Raw genomic sequence first — 22632 nt, forward strand, 5'->3', positions numbered from 1 at the left:
CTAGCTTTTTAGTTCCCACTTTCCGCCGTTAATCGCATAAATCTTCGTGGTGCTCTTCTTGTAACGCTCATATGGTTCGCCAGGCAAAAATGTACAGAAAAGCTGGTCATAATCTGGAAGAAGAGTGGTAACCGACTGTCTTTTATCAGGATCAAGCTCAAGCATAACATCATCCATGAGAAGAACAGGTTTTTTTTCAGTAACTTGAGTGTAATAAATCGCCTGCGCTATTCTAAGCAAAATTGCAAGAAGGCGTCTTTGGCCGGTTGAGGCATTCGGCACGAAATTCTTTCCGCCACGAACAAATACAATCCTGTCTCGGTGAGGACCGCTCATCGTAGTTTGAATTACTTTGTCCATTTCCCGTTTCTGCTGCAAAACAGAAAGTGCAAATTCAATCGTAATCCGCTGATTTTCTTCTGTTCTCCAGCTCGGAACATATTTTATCGAAACACCGTCAATTCCTGTAATCTGCTCGTAAAGCTTCCCAAAAATCTGATTGAACTTAAAAATCGTATCGCTGCGTTTTTTCTGAATCCCGATTCCATCTTGGGCAAGCTGCTGATCAAAAATGTCGAGCATTTCATATTTTTTTTCTTTGAGCGAAATATTCCGGCTTTTAAGGATTTTTTTGTAACGGCGGTTCAAATCTATGTAAAGAACATCGTACATAGAAAGGCACTGGTCTATAAAAAAGCGTTTTTTTTCAGGCTCGCCGGTCGCATAGTCCAAATCATCATGACAGAAAAGCACGCAGGGCATAGTATTAATCAGTTCCTTGCGGTCTTTTATAGTCTTTCCGTTTTTTTCAATGCGCTTTTTCTGATTCTCGTAAGTAAAAAAAAGATTCGCCGTATTTCCGTTTTCTTCGCGATACAAGGTCTTCACGCTGAATGATTTTTCGCCTTCCTTTACGATTTCAGCATCAGCGCGTGTTCTAAAAGAATTTCCGTAAGCAGAGAAATAAATTGATTCAAGAAGATTACTCTTTCCCTGACCGTTTTCACCAACAAAATAGACCTCCTTTGAAAGAAGGTCTATAGTCTTGTTTTCGAGATTTCGGTAATTCACATAAGAAACAGAAAGGACAGGCATAGGGCTAGTGTAGCATAAAAATGGAAAGTTGAAAACGAAAAGAGGAAAGATTAGATCTTTAGTCTAAATCTCCTAAATATAGGACTTTTGCTTCTGAAACTTGTTTTAATTGTTTATCATTCGTAAAAAAAACATCACAGTTACAATCAATGCTTGAAGCTAACTGCAAAGCATCCGCAAGTTTTATGTCTGGATATTTTGCACGAATATGAGCCGCCTTTTCTGCAACCTGTTCACTTATAAAACACTTCAAAAAATCCAGCTGTTTCAAACAAGTTTTATATTTTTCAACCTGTTCAATATTATTTTCTAAAAAAGGTTTTATAAGAACTTCCGCATCGGTAATAGTAGATGTATAAAATTCTGCATCTTCATCAATACAGACAGAAAGAAATTTTAAAACTTTGCTATGATATGGTTCTTGATTACCAACAAGATAAATAAGTGGATTTGTGTCGATAAAAACTTTCTTAGCCAATACTTCTTTCCTCTCTCATTTTTCTTTGATATTCAAGAACATCAACATCAGTCCAAATATCTTTCATACTACCAGAAATTTGAGAAAGTGCTTCTAGTCTTTTTTGCTTACGAGACTCTTTTTTCTTATTTTCCAGAGTTTTCTGCTGTTTTTGTACGAGATACATCATAAAATCATACACTTCTTGTTGTGCAGTTAAACTCAATGCATTATAAACTTCTGCTACAGCTTGTGGCATAAAACACCTCCTACTTTACTTATAGTGTAGCATAAAAAAATTGAATTGTCATAAAAAAAATCCCCACCATCAGGCAGGGACTTTCTTGCTTATTCCGCACTCATCGGCATCAAAATATGGAAGTAATCAGCAGCAGGTTCCGGTCTGAGTGTTACGGCTCTCATCACCTCTGTGAACTCAAAAGTGATATACTCGCTGTTCATAACTTTGAGAGGCGCATCAATGTGTTTATAATTCATCGAAATAGAAATTTCTTCGCCATCATACTGACACGGAATTTCTTCTTTTGCGTCACCCAAATCTGTAGATTTTGAAGTAACAACAAGAACACCTGGAGTCAAGTTAAAAATAATTCTGCCAGTTTTATCAAGCATGATTGAGATTCGTTTTAAAGCATCCACAAATTCAGTTTTAAGAACCTTAAATGAGTGTGCCTGATTTTCTGGAATTACACGGTTATAATTTGGATACTGACCGTCAATCAAAGTAGCAGAGAATTCATAATTTGCAAAATTGAAGAAAATCATTTTGTCAACGATTGCGACAGAAATATTTCCTTCATCAGCAGAATGTTTTGCAACGATATTAAGAATCTTTGGATGAACAATTGCTGCAGGGAAATCAGGAACGCCGGCAAGAACTGATTTTTCTGCATAAGCAAGGCGTCGACCGTCAGTTGCAACAAGAACAAGTTTTTCTTCTTTTTTCTCAAAATAAACGCCATTCATAAAGTAACGGGTTTCATCATCGCTGACAGCAAAACTTGTTTGAGTAATCATTGATTTTAGTTCTTTTGCTGGAACATCAAAGAACGATACTTTTTCTGCAACGGCAATTTCAGGGAACTTGTCCTGAGAAGTGCAGTTAAGCTGAAATTTAATCTTTTTTGTTGTATGGCGAATTACTGCAGAAATAAGATTGTCTCTATCCTGCAAGAAGAATTCGATTTCTCCTTCTGGAAGGGCAGACAAAATTCCCATGAACTTATCACAAAGAACTGTGGTTGAACCTTCTTCTTCAATATCAACAGGAATTTTTGTTTGGAAATTTACTTTAATATCAGTTGCTTTTATTGTAAGAGAATTTCCTTCTGCAATTAAAAGCACATTTGAAAGAACTGACAAAGCATTTTTTGTGGAAATGATTTCTTGCGCAATGGAAATTTCATTAATCATTGCGTTTCTATCGAAAGTAAATTTCATCTATATCTCCTTCTGTAAACTTTTTTTAACATCTTTACTAAATTTTAAATTTTAAAGAATTTAGTAATAGTAATAATAAGGGCTGTGAATTTGTTGATAAGTGATTTATTTTCTTGTTATAAATGAAATTAGTAATCTGAAAACTTGCTGAAATAAATCCACAAGTTTTCCACAATTCCACAATTTTGCAAGTTTTCCACAACTTATCGACAAGATTTTATCATATTATGCACATTATTTCCAATATTATTTATATTCCTTTATTTGTTTTTTAAGGACTTTGATAGTATCACCAATCATAGAATCAATTTTAAGCTGATTTTCTATTTTGCTGATAGAATTCATCACGGTAGTATGATCACGCCCGCCAAATTCATCACCAATTTCCATTAAAGAATATTCAGTTAAATTTCTTGCTAGGAAAATTGCAATATGACGCGGAACAGCTACTGTTTTTTTGCGGGTATCACTTTTTAAATCATCTACAGAAACATTATAATAGTTAGAAACAACTTTCTGGATGATTTCTATTGTAACGATACCGTTTTCTGCAGAATTAATTGAATCCGAAAGCTGCTCCTTAGCAATTTCAATGGTCAAATCCTTGTGCATAAGCTCTGCATAGCCAATCATCTTGGAAAGTGCACCTTCAAGTTCACGAACATTTGACTGGAAAGTTTGAGCAATGAGTTCCTTTACATCCTGTGGAATATCTTTACCCTGGAATTCGAGTTTTTTATCGATAATGGCAAGACGAGTCTCATAATTCGGAACTTTCAAATCAATATTTTGTCCGCGTCCGAAACGAGTTTTAAGCCTTTCTACAATTCCGTTGATTTCTTTAAGCGGACGGTCACTTGTGAATACAATCTGACCTTTTCTATTGTAGATTTCGTCAAAAGTATAGAAAAGTTCGTCCTGAAGTTTCTCTGATTTTTCAAGGAACTGAATATCATCAAGAAGAAGAACATCAAGCTTGCGGTATTTTTTTGTGAATTTGTCGGTTGTTCTCTCTCTTAAAGAGGCAGTAAATTCATTCATCAAAGATTCAGTAGTAATGTAAGCAATTTTGAGTTTTGGATTTTGAGAATAAATATAATTTCCGATTGCAACCATTAGATGTGATTTTCCAACTCCAGACGGACCATAGAGAAGAATAGGATTGTAGTTTCTGTTTCCAGGAGATTTTGCAGCAGCTTCACAAACAGAAAAAGCATACTGACTGTTATCGCCCGGAACGAAATTATCAAAAGTAAATTCTTCAAGCAGCTGAGGATGACTTTCTACAGGATGCTGACGATTAATTGGATTCGATTGAAAGCTATTATTTTCAGTGTATTCAAAATTCTTTGACTGGGAATCATAATTTTCATTAGAAATAGAATCTTTTTGATTGGCAGAGATAGCAGAGTTGCTTTGAATAATAGAAGAATTTATTGAAACTGGTTCAGCCGGTTTTGAAGTGAAAACAGGAGAAAGCTTTATTTTCTGACCCATGAGTTCACATATTTTGGACTGGACTTTTTCAATATTGCCTTTCTGATACATTCTGTCCCATAAAAACTTTGAAGGAACAGAGACTTTTATTTCAGAAATAGTGTCTTCAATATAATCTAATTTGAAAAAAAGTGTAAAATCATTTTCTTTGCCCACAGATTTGTACTCATCGCGGATCTGGTTCATTGCTTCTTCAAAAACTTCTTTGTAATTCTGTTCTGACATAACGGATATTTTAGAATGAATAGAGAAAATTTTCCACTATAATGAATCTTAAAAATTCGAAAGACTAATACTTCTCAAATCTAACAAAAAATTATCTCTTTACATTGCCGAAAATGCACTTTTTTTGCAAATAAATATGTGAGAGGTATGAAATGACCGAAAAGGAAAATTCACGACAAAATATTATAGAATGGCTTAAAGAAGCGGAACAAAAAGCTGATGAACTTTGGAAAAATTGTTCTCTTTGCTTCAACTTACAAACAACCAGAATTCAGATTAAAAAGTAAGCGTTATAAAAAAATAACTCCTGCAAGCAAGCAGGAGCAATAAACATCGTTAGAGGGCAGCACTCCTCTGTCACAGAATCCAAAAGGAAACGCCGCAGTGGCTATCTCTGTCGTAAACGATAATTTAAATATAGCAGATTTTTTGATTTTGTCAATTCCGTATATGTTTTTAATATTTTTCGTTAATCGCATTTACCACCGTAAGAATTGCGTTTAAGTCATTCTGCGAAAAACGCCGCAATTTGTTCTCAATTTCTGAAATCTGCTGGTTCGATGCGTTTTGATTCGGCTCCTCGTTCATGTCGAGAAGATAGTCGAGAGAAATCCCAAGAAAACGGGCGACTTTGAGGGCAGTATCGGCATATGGAATACTATTTCTTTTTATTCCAAAACTTATATTAGCTGCGTCAAATCCAACTGCAACTGCAAGTTCTTTTCGTGTTTTTCCTAAAAATTTAAGTTCGCTATCAACTCTTTTCCAAAAGTTCATAATTTAAATTATGACAAAAGATATATTTCTACTTGTAAAAATTAAGTAATGATATATAATTGAATTAGAAATTAAGTAGAGTTAATTGAAATCGATTTTCAAATGACAAAACTTAAATTTAGAAAGTTAGGAGTTTTTTATGAAATCAAAAAAAATATTTGCAGATATAATTGCATGTTTTATTATTCTTGTTTTTTTAAGTAGTTGTGTTACTGAAACAAGTGTTTATTTCACTTCCGATGAGAGTGCAGATGGTGCTACTCTTTATATTGATGGCAGAACCTATGGAACAATTCCAACACAAGTTAGGTTAAGTAATGCGGTATGGGAAAATCCAGATATACTTCTAAAAAAAGAAGGTTATAGAGATTTACATACTGATTTGAAAAAAGAAATAAAGGGTGTAAATCTTGTCTGTGGATTACTTTTATGGTGGCCGTCTCTTTTATGGGTTTATGGACCAAAACCTTTTCAGTATTATAATTTAACTCTTGATAAATAAAACACAGTCTTTACTGAATAATATGAATAAAAATTTTTTCTTACTTTTTATTTTATTATTCTTGGTTAGTATTTCATGTTCTCGGTCTTATAAAATAATTGGACAATGGGAAAATGAAGAGAGAATTCTTGTATTTAATGATTATGATGAATTTAAAATAAAATATAAGAATCCGAAACAAATAAAATCTCTTTCTGGAAAATTCCTTGTAAATAAAAATAAGGTAGTTCTTAGTTTTGAGAATTTTGAAACAGTAGATGGATTTCAAGGTTATACAGATATTACCGATTTATCAGGATATGAAGAGATTATGGAATTTTATGTTAAGGAAAATGTTTTATTTACAAAAATTACTACAACTGGAAATGAGTATTGCTATAAATTACTCCGTTGAGGTGATAAATGCTTTATCCGATTCCAGTTACTGTTAAGCCTATCGAAGATTATCAACTTCTCGTTACATTCAAAACTGGAGAAAAACGAATTTACGATGCAAAACCTTTGATAAAAGGCGATTGGTTCGGGCAACTTAAGGACATATCAAAATTCAACACGGCAAAAATTGTTTCAAATACAATAGAATGGGCTGATGGGCAAGACATAGCCCCAGACGAATTGTATTTTGCAAGCAAATCAATTGTTTAAACTACTGGGCTAGGGTATGGAGCCCCGAAGTAGCCGTAGGCTATGAGCGTGAGCGAAGGGCGGAACACCCGACCTGCCGACAGGCAGGTAGCCCCCAATTTCTAATTGCTCATCCCTGATTCCTAATTTTTCCTTATCCTTGTTTCTTTTTAAAAATTCTACTATAATATTCTTCTCTAAAAGTCTTTTCATGTCTTTTATCTAAAATCATAAATCTTTAATTTACAAGGAAATAAAAATGGCTGCTAATTATTCGGCGGGTAGTATTCAGGTTTTGAAGGGTCTTGAGGCTGTTCGCAAACGACCTGGTATGTATATTGGTTCAACTGGTCCGAAAGGCTTGCATCATCTTGTTTATGAGACTGTAGACAACTGTATCGATGAAGCTATGGCAGGCTATTGTGATAATATCGGGGTTGCGCTTGAAAAGGACGATATTGTTCGTGTTGAAGATAACGGACGAGGAATTCCTGTTGATATTCATCCTACAGAGAAAATTTCTGCCCTGGAACTTGTTTTGACCCGTCTTCATGCGGGCGGTAAATTCGATAAAAATGCTTATAAAGTTTCAGGCGGTTTGCATGGTGTAGGTGTTTCCTGCGTAAATGCTCTTTCTGACTGGCTTGAAGCTACTGTCTGCCGTGACGGTCACATCTATCGTCAGAAGTACGAGCGCGGAATTCCTGTTACAAAAGTTGAAGTCATCGGCGACACTCAGGCTCACGGAACTACAATCCGATGGAAGGCCGACAAAACCATTTTCACTGAGACTACTACTTATGATTTTGACGTTCTTTTGCAGCGACTCAAAGAGCTTGCCTTCCTGAACAGCGGAATTGTGATTACTTTCCGGGACGAGCGACTTGAGACTCCAAAAGAAGATGTTCTCAAATATGAGGGCGGTATCGTTCATTATGTAAAGGAAATAAACGCCAACAAAAAAAGCAAGTTCTATTATCCTGAGGAACCTATTTACATCACTGGCGAAAAGGACAACGTAATCACTGAGCTTGCTTTCCAGTACAACGATTCTTATTCAGAAGATATTCATACTTATGTAAACGACATCAACACCCGCGATGGTGGTACTCATCTTGACGGATTCAGAACTGCTTTGCTCTGGGTCTTGAACAAGGCTCTTGACGGCAACGAAAAAATGAAAAAAAAGATGCCTGACCGTGACGGCAAATTTGAACCGGGCGAGGACAAAAAAGAAAAGCTTACTGGTGAAGATGTTCGCGCGGGATTGGCGGCCGTTCTTTCAATGAAAGTTCCTGAGCCTGAATTCGTTGGTCAGACAAAAGATAAACTTGGAAACACAGAAGTCCGAACAATCGTTGATTCTCTCGTAAAGGAAAAACTTACAATTTTCTTTGAGTTGAATCCGACCGTGCTTGAAAAAGTGCTTGAAAAGGCCGTGGGTGAGGCAGCCGCGCGAGTCGCCGCCCGAAAGGCAAAGGAAGCCACCCGCAAAAAGACCGTTGGTGCCGGTTTCCAGAAGCCAGAAAAACTTTCTGACTGTTCAATCAAAGATAATCCAGAAATTTGCGAAGTCTACATAGTCGAGGGTGATTCGGCTGGTGGTTCTGCAAAGAAGGGCCGTGATTCAAAGACTCAGGCAATTCTTCCTTTGTGGGGAAAAATGCTCAATGTCGAAAAGGTCAGCGCAGAAAAGGTCATGGGTAACGACAAACTTGACCCTGTTATCAAGACTCTCGGAACTGGTTTTGGAAAAGATTTCAATATCGAAAAGCTCCGCTACCATAAAATCATCATCATGGCCGATGCCGATGTCGACGGAAGCCATATCCGCACGCTTTTGCTCACATTCTTCTTCCGATATATGCCACAGTTGATTGAGCATGGCTATGTTTATCTTGCGATGCCTCCGCTCTTTAAAGTCCAGTACGGAAAGAAAGAGCCTGTTTATTGTTATTCTGATGCTGAACGCGATGCCGCCCTTGCAGAATATGATGAAGAGACCCGCAAAAAGGTTGATGTTCAGCGTTACAAAGGTCTTGGTGAAATGGACGGAAAACAGCTTTGGGAAACGACAATGGATCCTGCTCACAGAAAAATGCGCGTCGTTACGATTCCTGATGCTGAAGCCGCTGACAAAATCTTCACCGTTTGTATGGGTGAAGAAGTAGAGCCGCGCCGTGAATTCATTGAAAGCAATTCAAGTTACGCAAATCTGGATATTTAGGTCTGGAGAGAAAAATGAGTCAGACAGAAATGGATAAAAATCTTCTCGTTGTGACCGCAATTCAAGGTTATGCAGAAAATCACCATATTTCTGAATCTGAGGCATTTGATAAATTTTCACGGCACAATATTCAAAACTTGATTCGAGACCAATATGATGCCCTGCATACTCAACCTTTGGAAGAAACCATTGATTTTGTTGAGGATGTAATGAAACGCTATGAAGGAGAATAAGAAAAATGTTTTTGTATCATGGAACTAATGCAGCTTTCTCAAAAATAGATTTTTCTCATTCAAAAGACAAGCGTGATTTCGGCAAAGGATTTTATACAACTACAATTTACGAGCAAGCCGAAAAATGGGCAAAAAACCAGTTTATTCGTTTTGGCGGAGACGGGAGATTTGTAAAGATTTTTGATTTCAATCCAACAAAAGATTTAAAAGTTTTAGAATTCAATCAAATGAATTCCGCTTGGCTTGAATTCGTAAAGAAAAATCGTACAAAGGGAGGAGCCTTTCACGATTATGATATTGTGAAAGGTCCTGTAGCAAATGACAATACAATGCGTACAATAGCCTTGTATATTTCAGGAATTTATACAACAGAACAGGCAATACAGCAGCTTTCATTTTTTAAAGTGAATGACCAGATTTCTTTTCATACCGAAAAAGCTTTGTCTTGTCTAAAATGGAAAGAGGACAGAGAGATCTAAATGCCACATTATATTTGGAACAATCAAGATATAACATTAGATATTCTCATGAAGATTGAACAGGTTGTCCGTATTTTGTCAGAAAAACTGAAAAAACCTTTTGACGAGCAGTTGAAGGATTTCTATAAATCAAGAACCTTCCGGGCTTTGAAAAATACGCAGTCAGAAATGTGGGCGGAAAGTGCGGAATTCATCGCGGATGAATTTGAGAGGGAGTAGTAAGATATGCAAAATCAATATACTTTTTTTGATTTGATTATTGATGTTTTTACAATAGTAAAAACCCCTCTGTCTCCTGATGAGATTTGGGAAAAAGCCATTGAACTTGGATTTGACAAAAAACTTGGTTCTTTAGGAAAAACTCCTTCTGCAACTGTTGGCGCACGATTATATGTTGATGTAAAAGAAAATGGAGAAAATAGCAGATTTATTCAGGTTTCAAAAAGACCTTCTAGATTTTTACTTAGGAGTTTAAGTTTAAATAAAAAAGAAATTGAATCTGAAATTGAGAAAATAGAAAAGAAGGAATACACAGAAGAAAAAAACTATAAAGAAAGTAACTTCAATGAGCGAGATTTACATCCTCTTCTTGTAAAATATGTTAAAGAAAATTCTCATTTTCACTGTTTTGCAAAAACTATCTATCAAGAAAATTCTGTTCGAAAAGTAAAAGGTGCTAATGAATGGTTGCATCCTGATTTGGTTGGAGTTTATTTTCCTTTTGGAGATTATTCACCAGAAACAACAAAACTTCAAAAATCTATGAATGTGAATTCAATAAAGCTTTTTTCTTTTGAAATGAAAAAGCATTTGGATTATGCAAATTTAAGACAATGTTTTTTTCAAGCGGTTTCAAATTCTAGTTGGGCAAATGAAGGTTATTTGGTTTGCTTGAAGATAAATAATGATTCTGATTTTCGAAATGAACTTCAAAGACTTTCAAATGCTTTTGGAATAGGGATAATAAAATTAAATGCACAAGATATAAATGATTCGGAAATAGTTTGTCAGGCAAGATATAATGAAAATATAGATTGGGATACACTCAATCGACTTGCTGAAGATTCACCTGATTTTAAAAGGTTCATTTCTGATTTAACGGAAGATATTGCGCTTGGAAAAGTAAAAAGCAATTATGATAAAGTTATTTCAGATGAGAAATATGATAACTATCTAAAAGAGAAAAAAATTATATAAAAGGAAATATAAATGTTAGAAGAAGAAAAAACACCGGAAGGTGGAACGGTCATAAAGATTCCGATTGAGGATGAGGTCAAGCAGGCTTACATCGACTATTCTATGTCGGTAATTGTTCAGCGAGCTTTGCCTGATGTCCGCGATGGTCTCAAACCTGTTCACCGGCGAATCATGTATGCGATGGACACTTTGCACCTGGCTTCGGGCGGGAAGACTAAAAAATGCGCTACCATTGTCGGTGAAGTTTTGGGTCACTATCATCCGCACGGAGACGCTTCTGTTTATGATGCCCTTGTACGCTTGGGTCAGGATTTTTCTCAGCGATATACAACTGTAACTCCGCAGGGTAACTTTGGTACGATTGCGGGAGATCCTCCTGCGGCTTACCGATACACTGAGGCAAAGATGTCAAAAATCACCGAAGAGATGGTTTCTGACATTTCAAAGAACACGGTCGACATGGTGGCAAACTTTGACGACACCACAAAAGAACCGGCTGTTCTTCCGGCAAACTTTCCGTTCCTTCTTTGTAACGGTACGACAGGTATTGCCGTCGGTATGGCGACTAACATGCCGACCCACAACCTTCGTGAAGTTGCTTCTGCAATTGCGGCTTACATCGACAATCCTGAGATTTCAATTGATGAGTTGATGAAGCACATCAAAGGTCCGGATTTTCCGACTGGCGGCATCATTTATGGTCGTGAAGGAATCAAAAAGGCTTATAGAACAGGCCGTGGTAAAATCACAATCCGCTCAAAATTCACTATTGAAACTGATAAGCGCGGACACGAAAAAATCGTCTTTACCGAAGTTCCGTACGGCGTAAACACAACCAACATCATCAAGAAAATAAACCAGCTCAAAGATGACAAAATCATCGAGGGAATTGCTGATGCAAACGACGAGACTTCAGACCGCGTTGGTATGCGTCTTGTCGTCGAGCTTAAAAAGAACGCGATTACAAAAATCGTTTTGAATCAGCTTTTCTCAAAGACAGAGCTTCAGTCAAATTTCGGTGTAATCAATCTTGCTCTTGTTCCAGTCAATAAAGATTCGGGCGTGCGCTATGACGAGCCTGGAATGCTTACTCTGCCGGACGTTTACTTGAAGCCGCAGATTCTCAACTTGAAGCAGCTCATTCAGTATTTCGTAAATCATCGTGATGAAGTTATCACACGCCGCACGATTTATGATCTCAAAGTTGCTAAGCACCGAATGCACATTTTGCAGGCTTTGATTACTGCAATCAACAACATCGACGAAGTAATCAAGATTATCCGCGGAAGCGACACCACAGAGCAGGCTAAGCTCCGTTTGGAAGAAAGATTTAATTTTGATGATGAGCAGGCACAGGCAATCGTCGATATGCAGCTCAAACGCCTTACTCATTTGCAGATTGAAGATTTGCAGAAAGAAATCCGCGAACTTCAGGCATTGATTGATCACTTGGAAGATTTGCTTGCTCACCATGAGAAGATTCTTGCTCTTATCAAAGACGAGACAAATGCGCTTGCTGATAAATACGGCGATGACAGACGAACTGACATCGTTGCTGATGAAGTCGAAGAAATCAACACAGAGGACATGATTAAAGAAGAAGAAGTCGTCGTAATGATTTCTAAGATGGGTTACATTAAGCGAGTTCCTCTTACACTTTATAAAGCTCAGGCAAAAGGCGGAAAAGGAAGTCTCAGTGCAAACCTTATCGAAGACGATTACATTAATCAGATTTTCATTGCTACGACAAAATCTTACATTACTTTCATGACAAATGAAGGAAAGGCTTACTGGATTAAAGTTCACGAGATTCCTGAGTCAGGCAGAAGCAGTCGTGGTTCAAGCGTTAAGTCACTGCTTCAGGTTTCTGCTGATGAAGAAATTACAACTATCGTAACGATGAAAGAATTTTCTGACGATTTGTTCATTTTCATGGCAACTGCAAATGGTGTTGTAAAAAAATGTCAGGTAACAGAGTTTTCAAATGCAAAAACACGCGGCGTAATCGCAATTAAGCTAAAAGATGGTGATAAATTAGTATCTTCTATTTTGACAAGTGGTAATCATGAAGTTATGCTAGTCACCCGTAGAGGTCAAGCACTTCGAATAAATGAGGAAGATGTCAGACCAATGGGTCGCGCTAGTTCAGGTGTAACTGGAATCAGACTGAGCCAGGGAGATGAACTTGCGGCCGCAATCTGTGTTGAAGAAGGAAAAGACGCACTTGTAATCACCGAAAAAGGAATAGGAAAACGCGTTGATTTCGAAGAATTTGGTCAGCATGGTAGAGGAACTGGTGGACAGCGAATTTTTGGTAATACAGATAACAAAGGTGAGATAATCGGTGCTCTTGCTGTTTCAGAAGAGGCAGAACTTATCTGTATGACAGGTCAGGGTAAAACTCTTCGAATAAAAGCTGCAACTGTATCGAAGCAGGGTAGGGGTGCATCTGGAACAAGAGTCATAAATATTGATTCTCCAGATTATGTAGTTGGTTTCGATAGTGTTGTACAGGAGAAGGAATAAAACAAAAAGAGAATTTATAAAGCATAAATTTGAGAAAAAAAGTTAAATTTATGCTGACAAAAGTTCGTTTGTAATATACAATACTTTTGGGGATAGGTAGTGGCATCAATCACTTTCTTCTTCGTTCATATCTAGTGATTGATAATAACCATCAGGCGACCGTAGAGACTTCAGAGTCTCTACGGTTTTTTTATGGCTTGGTGGATTTTAGTTTAAGTTTGATATTAGCTATTAGTCAAATGATTTATTACATCTCTTAATAAATATATTTTATGTTCCACATGAAACAATTTTTTATCCACAAATTCTTAATAACTTGGGGATAAGTATGTTTTTCAACAATATATGCACATTTTGTGGATAAGTTTGTTTCACATGAAACATTAAGTTATCCACAATTTTTTCACAAAATGTGGATAAATAACTTATAGGATTAGGAGTTCGTTTGTTTAATTGGTAGAATGCTGAAATGAAATCTAATGTTTCCTTTGAAACAAAAGCATTATTTTGAAAGTATAATTGAGAGCTTATGTTTTCAATTTCTCTGTTCTAGGGATTAACTAATTTAAGAGTTGATAAAACTTACAAAAGAAGGGTGTAATTATCTAGTATCTAGGGATAGTGTTTTTTTGTTCGTTAGTTCATTGATTTTTATATGTTATTTGTGTTTCATGTGGAACATTTTATTTTTCTTGTTACTAAATTTTAAACAAATAAGGAAGTTTACTGAAAGAACATGATGAGATATTTGTTTCGATTATCGCCAATTTCAAAACAAATTGAATTTCAAAAAATTTTATGGGATATTGAGTCTGTTGCAATTTCTTTTCTAGAATGAATTCTTCTGAAATTCGTAAATTGTTTCTTTAATAGTCTTTTAGTAGTGAAGGTGTTTATGCAAATCTTTGGTCATAAAATAATCATTTTCTTGTTCTTGTTTTTTTTCTTTATGTTTCATGTGAAACGAATTAGTCAGCTGAACAAATATCTAATACATTTGGGAAAATAGATGTTGTTGCTATTTGGCTGAGTATTTAATTCATTATTGAAATTAAGAAGTGTCTTATCTGCGTTTCATGTGAAACAATTTTTTATCCACAAATTCTTAATAACTTGTGGATAAGTCTCTTTTTATCAACATGTTTTACACAATTTGTGGAAAAGTCTTGATAAAGAAAGATATGAATCTTTCCGTTAAGTGTAGAATGAATATAAAGTCAAATAGACTATGACTTGCCAGTTTTTCTGAATTTTTGAAAGTTTCATATGAAACAACAATTTGTAAAATTTTTATTGCTCTGGATTCCTGCGTTATTCGATATACAAACTGATTTAATGGTTTGTCCTGTCTGTATATGCGTTAACTAAAGTTTGTAAGAGTTTAAGTAATTGAGGAGTTAAATTCTCGTATTCTTAACTAAAGTTTGTGCGGATATTTGTGAATTCCTTTTATATAGAGATTCGGGATAAGATTCTAACTAAAGATTGCCTGATAAAAAAAACGCGATGTTTGAATCAAAAAATCTCAATCCAGATAATAAACATTTTCTAGTTTGATTTTTCTTTTTCCAATTCATCGCGTTTGAAGGAATATGATGTGTTATCCTGGAATTAACTAAGGTTTGTGCGCTTTTTTAGTCAATGAACTCCGAAACAATTGTTTTTACCGAGGTTAGATAAGTGGCACCAAACATATTTAAATGATTTAGAAGGTGATAAAGGTTGTATAAGTCTCTTCTTTCGTTATAGCCAGGAAGAATTGGATTTGATTCTTTATATGCGTCATAGAATTCTTTTGGAAATCCACCGAATAGTTCTGTCATGGCTAAATCTGCTTCGGCATTTCCAACATAGCATGCTGGGTCAATAAGCCACGCTTTTCCATCTGAACCACACATTATATTTCCGCTCCATAAGTCTCCATGAAGAATAGATGCTTTTTCTGGTTCAATTAGAAAATCTTCAAGATGATCCAACAGTTTTGTAATTTTAGCGCGGTCGGTTTCATCAAAATATGATTCTGCACTTTTAAATTGAGGGACTAGTCGGTTATCTCTGAAAAATGAAATCCAGCTATCGTCCGCTGAATTTTTTTGAACTCTTGCTCCGATAAAGTTGTCTTCTATAAATCCGAACTTTCCCCCGGTAACGAATTCTCTTGTGTCTGCTTTGTGCATTGCTGCAAGATCTTGTGCAAACAGTTCCCAATAATTAGATTTTTTTATTGCCGGTTCAATATAGTCTAAAAAAAGAAAGCTGTAACCGACCTCTTGTCCTTCATCTGTGCCGGTGCAAAGAATTTTTGGTGTAGCGATAGTTTTTGTTTCTGCAATTGCAGAAAGGCCTTTTGCTTCTGCGGTGAAGAAAGCAGCATTTTCTTTTGCATTTGCCTTCATAAAAATTGATTTTCCATTATTCAGATGAAGTGCATAGGCTTTGTTAATATCGCCTCCTGAAAGTCTGTCTGTTCGTACAATAGAAATCGAATTCCCGAAAAGCGAGACAAGAGCCTCTGCAAGTGATTTGAAATTTGCTGGTGTAGTCATGTTTTATTCTTGCATTGAATTGATTTTTGGGTCAAGGTCTGTTTTTTTAGTCTTTAGGAGAGAGTGTGTTTTTTTCTATAATATGGGGTGGTTTCTTAAAATTTTTCTTGTTGAATTTCAAATTCTGTTGCATAATAGTTTAGCAGTTTTATAGTTTCTTTAAGGATTGTTATGTTTAAGCAAAAGAATCTTATTTTAGCAAGAAATATATTTATCACTTTAGGCTTCATGTGTCTCTTACTTACACTTGTATTTCTGTTAAGATTTGTGACGATTAGAATCGAGAAAAATACTCTCATGCAGGCACCTGTTGAAGTATCCCATCGAGTTCTATTCATTAGTTCTTATAATCCGCTTTATTTTACTTATGAGTCGCAGAAAAAAGGACTTGATAAAAGTCTTTATCCACATGGAATAGAATATGATGTTTTTTTTATGGATTCAATTGCACGAGGAAATTCAAATTTCTCGATGCTGTATCAAGTCATGAAGGCTAAGCTTGTTAATGTGAAAAAGTATGAGGCAATCCTTCTTGGAGACGATGCTGCACTTCGATTTGCACTGGCCTATCATGATGAGCTTTTCCCCAAAATGCCGATGATTTTTTTCGGTATAAATGATTACGACCTTGCTGTAAAAGCATCCCAAACACCATATTTTACAGGTCTGTATGAAAACGATTATCTTGAAGAAACGATGATGCTTGCCATGAAGCTTTTTCCTGAGAGAAAAACTTTTGTCGCCCTGCATGATCAAACGGAATCTGGACTTGAAGATATAAACATTTTCTGGTCTTTCCGAGACAAATTTCCCCAGTATGCGTTTGTTGATTTGAACACATCGTTGCTTACAAAAAATGAGTTGATTTTTTTACTTGAATCCCTTCCGAAAGATGCACTTCTTTTTTACATGAACTGTTATTCCGATAAAACTGGAAATATCTATTCAATTCGTTCGCGTACAAGTCTTGTCGTTCGTTCTGCTCATGTTCCGATTTTCCGAAACTATGTTGGTGGTGAAGGAATGGGCATTCTCGGCGGTGTTGTTATGGATGTTGAAGAACAGTGCAATATGGCCGGAAATATGCTTGTTCGACTTTTTTCTGGTGAGGATCTGGAAAATATAGATTTTATTGAAAAAACACCAAGTAGAACAATTTTTGATTATTCACTATTAAATGAATACAAATTAGATTTGAAACTTCTTCCTGTGGATACTCTTTTTTATAACCGCCCGATTTCTTTTATGGAGCAATATGGTGACATTCTTCCTGTTGTAATCATGCTTGTAACTACGCTCCTTATGCTTGTGTTATCGTCGCGAATCGGTTCTCATGTAGCAAAAAAACTTGTAAAAGATTTGAGTGTATCCCGTGACAAACTTCTTGCGTCTGAAGAGCAATTGCGTTATCAGGCCGAGTATGATGAAGTTCTTGATATTTACAACCGACGGACTGTTACGAACTGGCTCGTTAATACCATGACAGAAAAAGATATTTACTCTGTCCTTATTATTGATATTGATGATTTCAAGATGCTTAATGAAAATTACGGTCATTCGCTCGCAGACAGTATTTTGCAGTATCTGGTTGCTTTGATAAAAGGCATGGCGGAAGATGGGGATTGGAAAGTTGCAAGGTTTGGTGGAGATGAATTTCTTATCGTTATTCCGAATGAACAACTTACAATGGAATGTCAGACTGTAAAAAAACTTTTCGCAGCTTTGAGAGAGCCTATTCCTCTTGGGGATGAGACTCTTGCAATTACGGCATCTATAGGCGCTTCTTGTTCTGACGGAATAACTTCACCGGACCAGCATATTGTTAATGCTGAAGGTGCGATGTATGAAGCCAAAAATCGTGGAAAAAATGGAATTGTCATTTATGACGATGAAATGAAGAAAAAGGCAATCGATGAAATTCGAATCAAAGATAAACTTCTTCATGCTTTTGAAAACGATGGATTCCAAATGGTTTATCAGCCGCAAATCGATTCACAGACAAAATTAGTCAGTGGATATGAAGCTCTGGTACGAATGAAGGAGCCGGGGATTTATCCAGGTCAGTTTATCCCTGTTGCTGAACGAAGCGGTTGGATTTGGAAAATCGGACGAATTACAACAGAGCTTGTAATTAAACAACTTGCAGCCTGGCGTGATGCTGGAAAAGAACTTCATCCGGTTTCAGTTAACTTTTCTGGCAATCAGCTCAATGATCATGGTTATATAGATTTTGTTGAGGATTTGCTTAAAAAATATGATATTCCGCCGCATTTCCTGGAGATTGAAATTACCGAAGGCTTATTCCTTGAAAAGAGTGCTTTAGCAGATGAAATTTTCAAACGTTTTAAGGCCCTTGGAATCCGCTTGCTCATGGATGATTTTGGTACTGGTTATTCGTCACTTGGTTATCTGACTTATATTCCTGTTGATGTTATAAAACTCGATAAGTCTCTAGTTGACACATATCTGGTCGATGGAAAAGATTCGTTTATCAAAAACATTATTCATCTCATGCATGATTTGAATAAGGATATGATTATCGAAGGTGTTGAGGAAGAATGGCAGTTTAAGCGTCTCCGAGAATTTGGTGCGGATACGATTCAGGGCTATTACTTCTCTAAACCGATTCCGCCTGGCGAAGCTATTGATTTTAAGGTCAAATAGGCTGGCTGAAAATGTTTGAAAAATGAACAAATCTTTCGAAAAAGCCTGAAACTCTAACGCGCTGTTACAATTGTAAGATAAAGACAAATCCACCTTAATGGGGTATAATAAAACTATGGCTAAGACATTTGATGATAAAAAAATAATTTACACGATGGATCGTGTTTCTCGCGCGTATGGAACAAAGGTTGTTTTAAAAGACATTTCTATTTCTTATTATTATGGTGCGAAAATCGGTGTTATCGGTGAAAACGGTGCAGGTAAATCATCCCTTTTTAAGATTTTTGCTGGAATCGACAAAGACTATACAGGTGAAACAAAACTTCTTCCTGGTTATTCAATGGGATATTTGGAACAGGAGCCTTATCTTGAACCTGGTAAAACTGTTCTTGAAGTAGTAAAAGAAGGTGTAAAACCGATTACAGATTTACTTGCGGAATTCGATAAGGTAAATGAAGCTTTTGGTGATCCAGATGCTGATTTTGACAAACTTTGTGCTCGGCAGGCAGAAATTCAGGAAAAGCTTGATGCAGCAGATGCCTGGAATCTTGATGCAAATCTGGAACTTGCAATGGACGCTCTTCGTTGTCCTCCTGGTGATCAGGTAGTTGATGTTCTTTCTGGTGGTGAACGCCGTCGTGTTGCTTTGTGTCGTCTGCTTTTGCAGAAGCCGGATATTCTTCTTCTTGACGAACCTACCAACCATCTTGATGCTGAAACAGTTGCATGGCTTGAACGCCATTTGAAAGATTATCCTGGTACTATCATTGCAATTACCCATGACCGCTATTTCCTTGACAATGTTGCCGGATGGATTCTTGAAATGGATCGTGGTGAAGGTTATCCGTTCAAAGGCAATTATTCACAATGGCTTGAAGCTAAAGAAAAACGCCTTGCTCTTGAAGAGAAGCAGGCTTCTACGCGTCGCCGTGAAATGCAGGAAGAGTTGGAATGGATTCATGCTGGTGCTAAAGGTCGGCAGGCAAAGCATAAGGAACATATCACTAAATATGAAGCTTTGCTTGCAGAAGAAAGCAAGCGTGTTCAGCTTAAAGACACACAGATTTCAATTCCTGCAGGTCCGCGACTCGGTTCTGTTGTAATTGATGCAGAAAAACTTACAAAGTCATTTGATGATAAACTTCTTTTTGAGAACCTTGATTTCCATATTCCTGCTGGAAGTGTTGTCGGAATTGTAGGTCCGAACGGTGCTGGTAAGACAACTCTGTTCAAGATGATTGCCAGTGCTGCTGGCCAGGAAATTGAACTACCCAACGGTAGTTTTGGGAAGGAACTCCCAGATGCTGGTGCAATCAAGGTAGGCGATACAGTTAAACTCGTTTATGTTGACCAGATGAGGAGCAAGCTTGATCCTAATAAAACCATCTATGAAATGCTTAGTGGCGGTAGCGACTTGGTTAAGCTTGGTGCCGTGGATGAAAAAGGTCGGCCGGTAAATGGCGCTATCCGTGAAATCAATGCACATGCTTACTGTTCATGGTTCAACTTCAACTCTGCAGAACAAAATAAAAAAATTTCAGTTCTTTCTGGCGGTGAAAAAAACCGTCTTAATATGGGAATGATGTTTAAGGAAGCTGGCAATGTTCTTCTTCTTGATGAACCGACCAACGATCTGGACATCACTACAACACGAAGTCTTGAGGAGGCTATCAACTCTTTCGCGGGCGTTGTCATGGTAATCAGTCATGACCGATACTTCCTTGACCGAATCTGTACACATATCCTTGCATTTGAAAACAATTCAGATGTTCACTTCGTTGAGGGCAGTTGGAGCGATTATGTCGAGTGGCGAAAGAATGTCCTTGGCATTGACGATGATGTTCCGCACAAGACTGTCTATAGGAAGCTTACGAGGTAGGAGGCTTTGCTTTAGTGAGGCACAAAGCAAAATATGTCAGGATTCTGATTTTTCTCTCTCTTGTTTCGATATTCTTTTGTTCATGCGGGCCAGAAGTCGGAAAAAAGATAGAGCTTGGTGACAGATTTTATTATTGGGAATGTACTGCAGAATCATCTCCGCAGGATGCAATGATGAATGCTGTCCGCTTCAAGAAACTTGAAGATAAATCAATTGAAAATCTAAAGCATGTTTTGGGCGATGGTACGCACTTTGTCTGGGTTCGGGCTGAATTTGAAATTCCCCCCGAATTCAGGAACCAGCCGCTTGGAATGGTTGTGCCTCATTTAAAATTTGCAGAGCAAGTTTATCTTAACAAAGTCTTCATTTCGCAGTATGGTGCTTTTCCTCCGAACGAACAGTCCACTCTTTTCAAAGCCCACTTCTTCAGTTTTCCAGTAAACATTCTTAATCAGGAAGGAACAAACACCGTTCTTATAAAAATATATGCACAAGGAAAGAGTGGCATTTCAAGTCATTCTTTTATCACTCTTTCAAGATTTGCATACCCAAGTTTTGAGATTATAAATTTTCATCATACAAGAGTTTATATTTTCCTGGTTGGATTCTTAATCTTCACTTTTGTCTTGTATATTAGTTTTTATCTTAGTCAGAGGGTCTTTAAGGAATTCCGGGATTTTGCACTTGTAAATATTTTTACATCAATCTTCCTTATTCCATTCTTTGCAACGGAACTTCCTCTTTATACGAGCGGCTTAATTCCGTTTACGCTCTTCTATAAATTAATGATGTGCATACCGGCTTATCTGATTATTTATTTTGCAACGCTATTTGCACAAGATTTCCAGCATGCAAAATTTCCGAAAGTCATTGAAGTTTTCCGTATTGTTATACTTTCGGTTCAAATCATTTCAACTATTCTGGCACCGCGCTATACTTCTTTAATAAAAATCGCTCCATTTATGCTTGCTTTGTTGGGAATTCAGGGATTGATTGGTGCGGTTTATGTTGTCCTTGGAATCAAAAATTCAGAACGAAGAAAGCCGGCTATTCAATTTTCAGTGAGTTTTTTGCCGTTTACATTTTCAATCCTTTTTGATTTGCTGATTCGTATTCATGATGATACACAAACTTATCCATATTATTCACTTTTTGGATGGCTGTTTGTAATCGCTATTTTCATAATCATTCTTGCCATGCGTTTTTCTCATCTTTATAAACGGAACGAACGCCTTTCAAATCATCTTCTTGAAGAGGTTTCTAAGCGTACGCATGAACTTGAGGATGCTAACTACGAACTTTCGATTTTAAATGAACGGCTTGAAAAAGAAAAACATCGTTCAGATATGGATCTTGAAATGGCCTCTCTTGTGCAGAGGAATTTTTTACCGCAGCCGAATATGCACTTCAAGGGGTGGGAAATTGCCATCTGGTATAACCCGCAAGCAAAGGTTTCTGGTGACCTTTACGATTACTACAATTTCAATGACACATTAAACGGATTCTCGCTTTTTGATGTTTCTGGTCATGGTCTTTCAGCAAGTCTTGTCACTATGCTTTCAAAAAATATTATCGGGCATTTATTCCAGCAAGGATTCCGAAATAAAGTTCCTCTTGATAAAATCCTCACGAAAATCAACAATCAAATTCTTGCTGAAAAGGGCGAAATAGACAATTATATGACAGGTGTAATTTGTCGATTTACAGATATTGAGAATTCGGATAAGTGTAAGGTCGAACTTGGAAATGCTGGTCATCCATATCCATTGAAATTCAGCGTGGAAGACAACGAAATTTTTGAACTGATGGGAAATGACGGTAAAAAGCATTATGGTGCTATCGGTATGAACGGAATTACGGTTTCGTTTGCAAAATCAAATTTTGTCATGTCTGCCGGCGATATCTTGGTTTGCTATACGGATGGTATTACTGAAGCTTCAAACTCAAAATTTGAGCAGTTTGGTCTTTCTCAATTGCGACAGATTGTTAAGCAGAATCACGAAAAATCATCTAACGAAATTTTGCAGTTAATAATGGATTCTCTTTATAAATTCATCAACGATAAGCCTCTTGAAGATGATATCACGCTCGTAATTGCTAAACGAACGAATGTTAGTAATTACATCGAGCATAACGAACATGATGATGATTTTGATGATACGATTGAAGAACTTGAGGTTCTGGATGAATAAAAAAACCGTCACTGTGTGTGAAGTGACGGTTTATCAATAAGTTTCCTAAAA

20 protein-coding genes are annotated in these 22632 nt (G+C 36.7%); 13 read left to right on the plus strand and 7 right to left on the minus strand.

Annotated elements, in window-relative coordinates; genetic code table 11:
- The 5 genes from Q0Q74_RS03655 to dnaA form a co-directional block, all read right to left on the minus strand.
- Window positions 1-1095 (minus strand): DNA replication/repair protein RecF, encoded by a 1095-nt coding sequence (locus tag Q0Q74_RS03655; RefSeq protein WP_294428629.1) that lies wholly within the window; start codon window positions 1093-1095, stop codon window positions 1-3.
- 58 nt (window positions 1096-1153) lie between these two features.
- Complete coding sequence (locus Q0Q74_RS03660) at window positions 1154-1573, minus strand: PIN domain-containing protein (protein WP_294428631.1); 420 nt, start codon at window positions 1571-1573, stop codon at window positions 1154-1156.
- Complete coding sequence (locus Q0Q74_RS03665; RefSeq protein WP_294428633.1) at window positions 1566-1811, minus strand: DUF2281 domain-containing protein; 246 nt, start codon at window positions 1809-1811, stop codon at window positions 1566-1568. The genes Q0Q74_RS03660 and Q0Q74_RS03665 overlap by 8 nt, the downstream gene beginning before the upstream one ends.
- 89 nt (window positions 1812-1900) lie before the next feature.
- On the minus strand, window positions 1901-3013 hold the full coding sequence (dnaN, locus tag Q0Q74_RS03670; RefSeq protein ID WP_294428635.1) for a DNA polymerase III subunit beta: 1113 nt from the start codon (window positions 3011-3013) through the stop codon (window positions 1901-1903).
- Window positions 3014-3259: 246 nt separating this feature from the next.
- Complete coding sequence (dnaA, locus tag Q0Q74_RS03675) at window positions 3260-4735, minus strand: chromosomal replication initiator protein DnaA (protein WP_294428638.1); 1476 nt, start codon at window positions 4733-4735, stop codon at window positions 3260-3262.
- A gap of 152 nt (window positions 4736-4887) precedes the next feature.
- Here dnaA and Q0Q74_RS03680 point away from each other — a divergent pair, with 152 nt between their 5' ends.
- The gene (locus tag Q0Q74_RS03680) at window positions 4888-5022 is read left to right on the plus strand and encodes a hypothetical protein (RefSeq protein ID WP_294428639.1); all 135 of its coding nucleotides are present in this window, start codon (window positions 4888-4890) and stop codon (window positions 5020-5022) included.
- A gap of 169 nt (window positions 5023-5191) precedes the next feature.
- Here the strand turns inward: Q0Q74_RS03680 and Q0Q74_RS03685 are convergent, their stop codons facing one another.
- On the minus strand, window positions 5192-5512 hold the full coding sequence (locus Q0Q74_RS03685) for a helix-turn-helix domain-containing protein (protein ID WP_294428640.1): 321 nt from the start codon (window positions 5510-5512) through the stop codon (window positions 5192-5194).
- 139 nt (window positions 5513-5651) lie between these two features.
- On the opposite strand from Q0Q74_RS03685, the gene Q0Q74_RS03690 reads away from it, so the two are divergent.
- The 9 genes from Q0Q74_RS03690 (at window position 5652) to gyrA (ending at window position 13300) form a co-directional block, all read left to right on the plus strand.
- Window positions 5652-6014 carry a hypothetical protein gene (locus tag Q0Q74_RS03690; protein WP_294428642.1) on the plus strand — a complete coding sequence of 121 codons (363 nt, stop codon included), beginning with the start codon at window positions 5652-5654 and terminating at the stop codon, window positions 6012-6014.
- Between the two features lie 22 nt (window positions 6015-6036).
- Entirely contained in the window at window positions 6037-6408 is a 372-nt protein-coding gene (locus tag Q0Q74_RS03695; protein ID WP_294428644.1) for a hypothetical protein, read from the plus strand.
- 8 nt (window positions 6409-6416) lie between these two features.
- A complete protein-coding gene (locus Q0Q74_RS03700; RefSeq protein ID WP_294428645.1) occupies window positions 6417-6659 on the plus strand; it encodes a DUF2442 domain-containing protein in 243 nt (80 codons plus the stop codon).
- Window positions 6660-6897: 238 nt separating this feature from the next.
- Complete coding sequence (gene gyrB / locus Q0Q74_RS03705; protein WP_294428647.1) at window positions 6898-8865, plus strand: DNA topoisomerase (ATP-hydrolyzing) subunit B; 1968 nt, start codon at window positions 6898-6900, stop codon at window positions 8863-8865.
- Between the two features lie 14 nt (window positions 8866-8879).
- On the plus strand, window positions 8880-9098 hold the full coding sequence (locus Q0Q74_RS03710; protein ID WP_294428649.1) for a DUF3791 domain-containing protein: 219 nt from the start codon (window positions 8880-8882) through the stop codon (window positions 9096-9098).
- Window positions 9099-9103: 5 nt separating this feature from the next.
- Window positions 9104-9577 carry a DUF3990 domain-containing protein gene (locus tag Q0Q74_RS03715; protein WP_294428650.1) on the plus strand — a complete coding sequence of 158 codons (474 nt, stop codon included), beginning with the start codon at window positions 9104-9106 and terminating at the stop codon, window positions 9575-9577.
- Window positions 9578-9796, plus strand: a complete 219-nt coding sequence (locus Q0Q74_RS03720) for a hypothetical protein (protein ID WP_294428653.1) — start codon at window positions 9578-9580, stop codon at window positions 9794-9796. It begins immediately after the preceding gene.
- Window positions 9797-9802: 6 nt separating this feature from the next.
- Window positions 9803-10774 (plus strand): COG2958 family protein, encoded by a 972-nt coding sequence (locus Q0Q74_RS03725; protein ID WP_294428654.1) that lies wholly within the window; start codon window positions 9803-9805, stop codon window positions 10772-10774.
- A gap of 12 nt (window positions 10775-10786) precedes the next feature.
- Window positions 10787-13300, plus strand: coding sequence for a DNA topoisomerase (ATP-hydrolyzing) subunit A (gene gyrA, locus Q0Q74_RS03730; RefSeq protein ID WP_294428656.1), 2514 nt, complete (start codon window positions 10787-10789; stop codon window positions 13298-13300).
- Between the two features lie 1634 nt (window positions 13301-14934).
- Here gyrA and Q0Q74_RS03735 read toward each other — a convergent pair.
- Complete coding sequence (locus Q0Q74_RS03735) at window positions 14935-15846, minus strand: fructosamine kinase family protein (RefSeq protein WP_294428658.1); 912 nt, start codon at window positions 15844-15846, stop codon at window positions 14935-14937.
- A gap of 435 nt (window positions 15847-16281) precedes the next feature.
- Here Q0Q74_RS03735 and Q0Q74_RS03740 point away from each other — a divergent pair, with 435 nt between their 5' ends.
- The 3 genes from Q0Q74_RS03740 (at window position 16282) to Q0Q74_RS03750 (ending at window position 22581) form a co-directional block, all read left to right on the plus strand.
- Window positions 16282-18510, plus strand: a complete 2229-nt coding sequence (locus Q0Q74_RS03740; protein ID WP_294428661.1) for a bifunctional diguanylate cyclase/phosphodiesterase — start codon at window positions 16282-16284, stop codon at window positions 18508-18510.
- Between the two features lie 115 nt (window positions 18511-18625).
- The gene (gene ettA / locus Q0Q74_RS03745; protein WP_294428663.1) at window positions 18626-20389 is read left to right on the plus strand and encodes an energy-dependent translational throttle protein EttA; all 1764 of its coding nucleotides are present in this window, start codon (window positions 18626-18628) and stop codon (window positions 20387-20389) included.
- Between the two features lie 14 nt (window positions 20390-20403).
- Window positions 20404-22581: a SpoIIE family protein phosphatase gene (locus Q0Q74_RS03750; RefSeq protein WP_294428665.1), complete on the plus strand. Its 2178-nt coding sequence runs from the start codon at window positions 20404-20406 to the stop codon at window positions 22579-22581.
- Window positions 22582-22632 lie beyond the last annotated feature (51 nt).

Source organism: uncultured Treponema sp., from assembly GCF_946187725.1.
Lineage (GTDB): Bacteria > Spirochaetota > Spirochaetia > Treponematales > Treponemataceae > Treponema_D.

Bases quoted from the DNA above. Each gene is read 5' to 3' on its own strand.
- Q0Q74_RS03695 (WP_294428644.1), top strand. From the start codon at position 6,037: ATGAATAAAAATTTTTTCTTACTTTTTATTTTATTATTCTTGGTTAGT.
- Q0Q74_RS03710 (WP_294428649.1), top strand. From the start codon at position 8,880: ATGAGTCAGACAGAAATGGATAAAAATCTTCTCGTTGTGACCGCAATT.
- Q0Q74_RS03700 (WP_294428645.1), top strand. From the start codon at position 6,417: ATGCTTTATCCGATTCCAGTTACTGTTAAGCCTATCGAAGATTATCAA.
- dnaA (WP_294428638.1), bottom strand. From the start codon at position 4,735: ATGTCAGAACAGAATTACAAAGAAGTTTTTGAAGAAGCAATGAACCAG.
- gyrA (WP_294428656.1), top strand. From the start codon at position 10,787: ATGTTAGAAGAAGAAAAAACACCGGAAGGTGGAACGGTCATAAAGATT.
- gyrB (WP_294428647.1), top strand. From the start codon at position 6,898: ATGGCTGCTAATTATTCGGCGGGTAGTATTCAGGTTTTGAAGGGTCTT.
- ettA (WP_294428663.1), top strand. From the start codon at position 18,626: ATGGCTAAGACATTTGATGATAAAAAAATAATTTACACGATGGATCGT.
- Q0Q74_RS03685 (WP_294428640.1), bottom strand. From the start codon at position 5,512: ATGAACTTTTGGAAAAGAGTTGATAGCGAACTTAAATTTTTAGGAAAA.
- Q0Q74_RS03680 (WP_294428639.1), top strand. From the start codon at position 4,888: ATGACCGAAAAGGAAAATTCACGACAAAATATTATAGAATGGCTTAAA.
- Q0Q74_RS03655 (WP_294428629.1), bottom strand. From the start codon at position 1,095: ATGCCTGTCCTTTCTGTTTCTTATGTGAATTACCGAAATCTCGAAAAC.
- Q0Q74_RS03665 (WP_294428633.1), bottom strand. From the start codon at position 1,811: ATGCCACAAGCTGTAGCAGAAGTTTATAATGCATTGAGTTTAACTGCA.
- Q0Q74_RS03735 (WP_294428658.1), bottom strand. From the start codon at position 15,846: ATGACTACACCAGCAAATTTCAAATCACTTGCAGAGGCTCTTGTCTCG.
- Q0Q74_RS03725 (WP_294428654.1), top strand. From the start codon at position 9,803: ATGCAAAATCAATATACTTTTTTTGATTTGATTATTGATGTTTTTACA.
- Q0Q74_RS03690 (WP_294428642.1), top strand. From the start codon at position 5,652: ATGAAATCAAAAAAAATATTTGCAGATATAATTGCATGTTTTATTATT.
- Q0Q74_RS03740 (WP_294428661.1), top strand. From the start codon at position 16,282: ATGGATTCAATTGCACGAGGAAATTCAAATTTCTCGATGCTGTATCAA.
- dnaN (WP_294428635.1), bottom strand. From the start codon at position 3,013: ATGAAATTTACTTTCGATAGAAACGCAATGATTAATGAAATTTCCATT.
- Q0Q74_RS03715 (WP_294428650.1), top strand. From the start codon at position 9,104: ATGTTTTTGTATCATGGAACTAATGCAGCTTTCTCAAAAATAGATTTT.
- Q0Q74_RS03720 (WP_294428653.1), top strand. From the start codon at position 9,578: ATGCCACATTATATTTGGAACAATCAAGATATAACATTAGATATTCTC.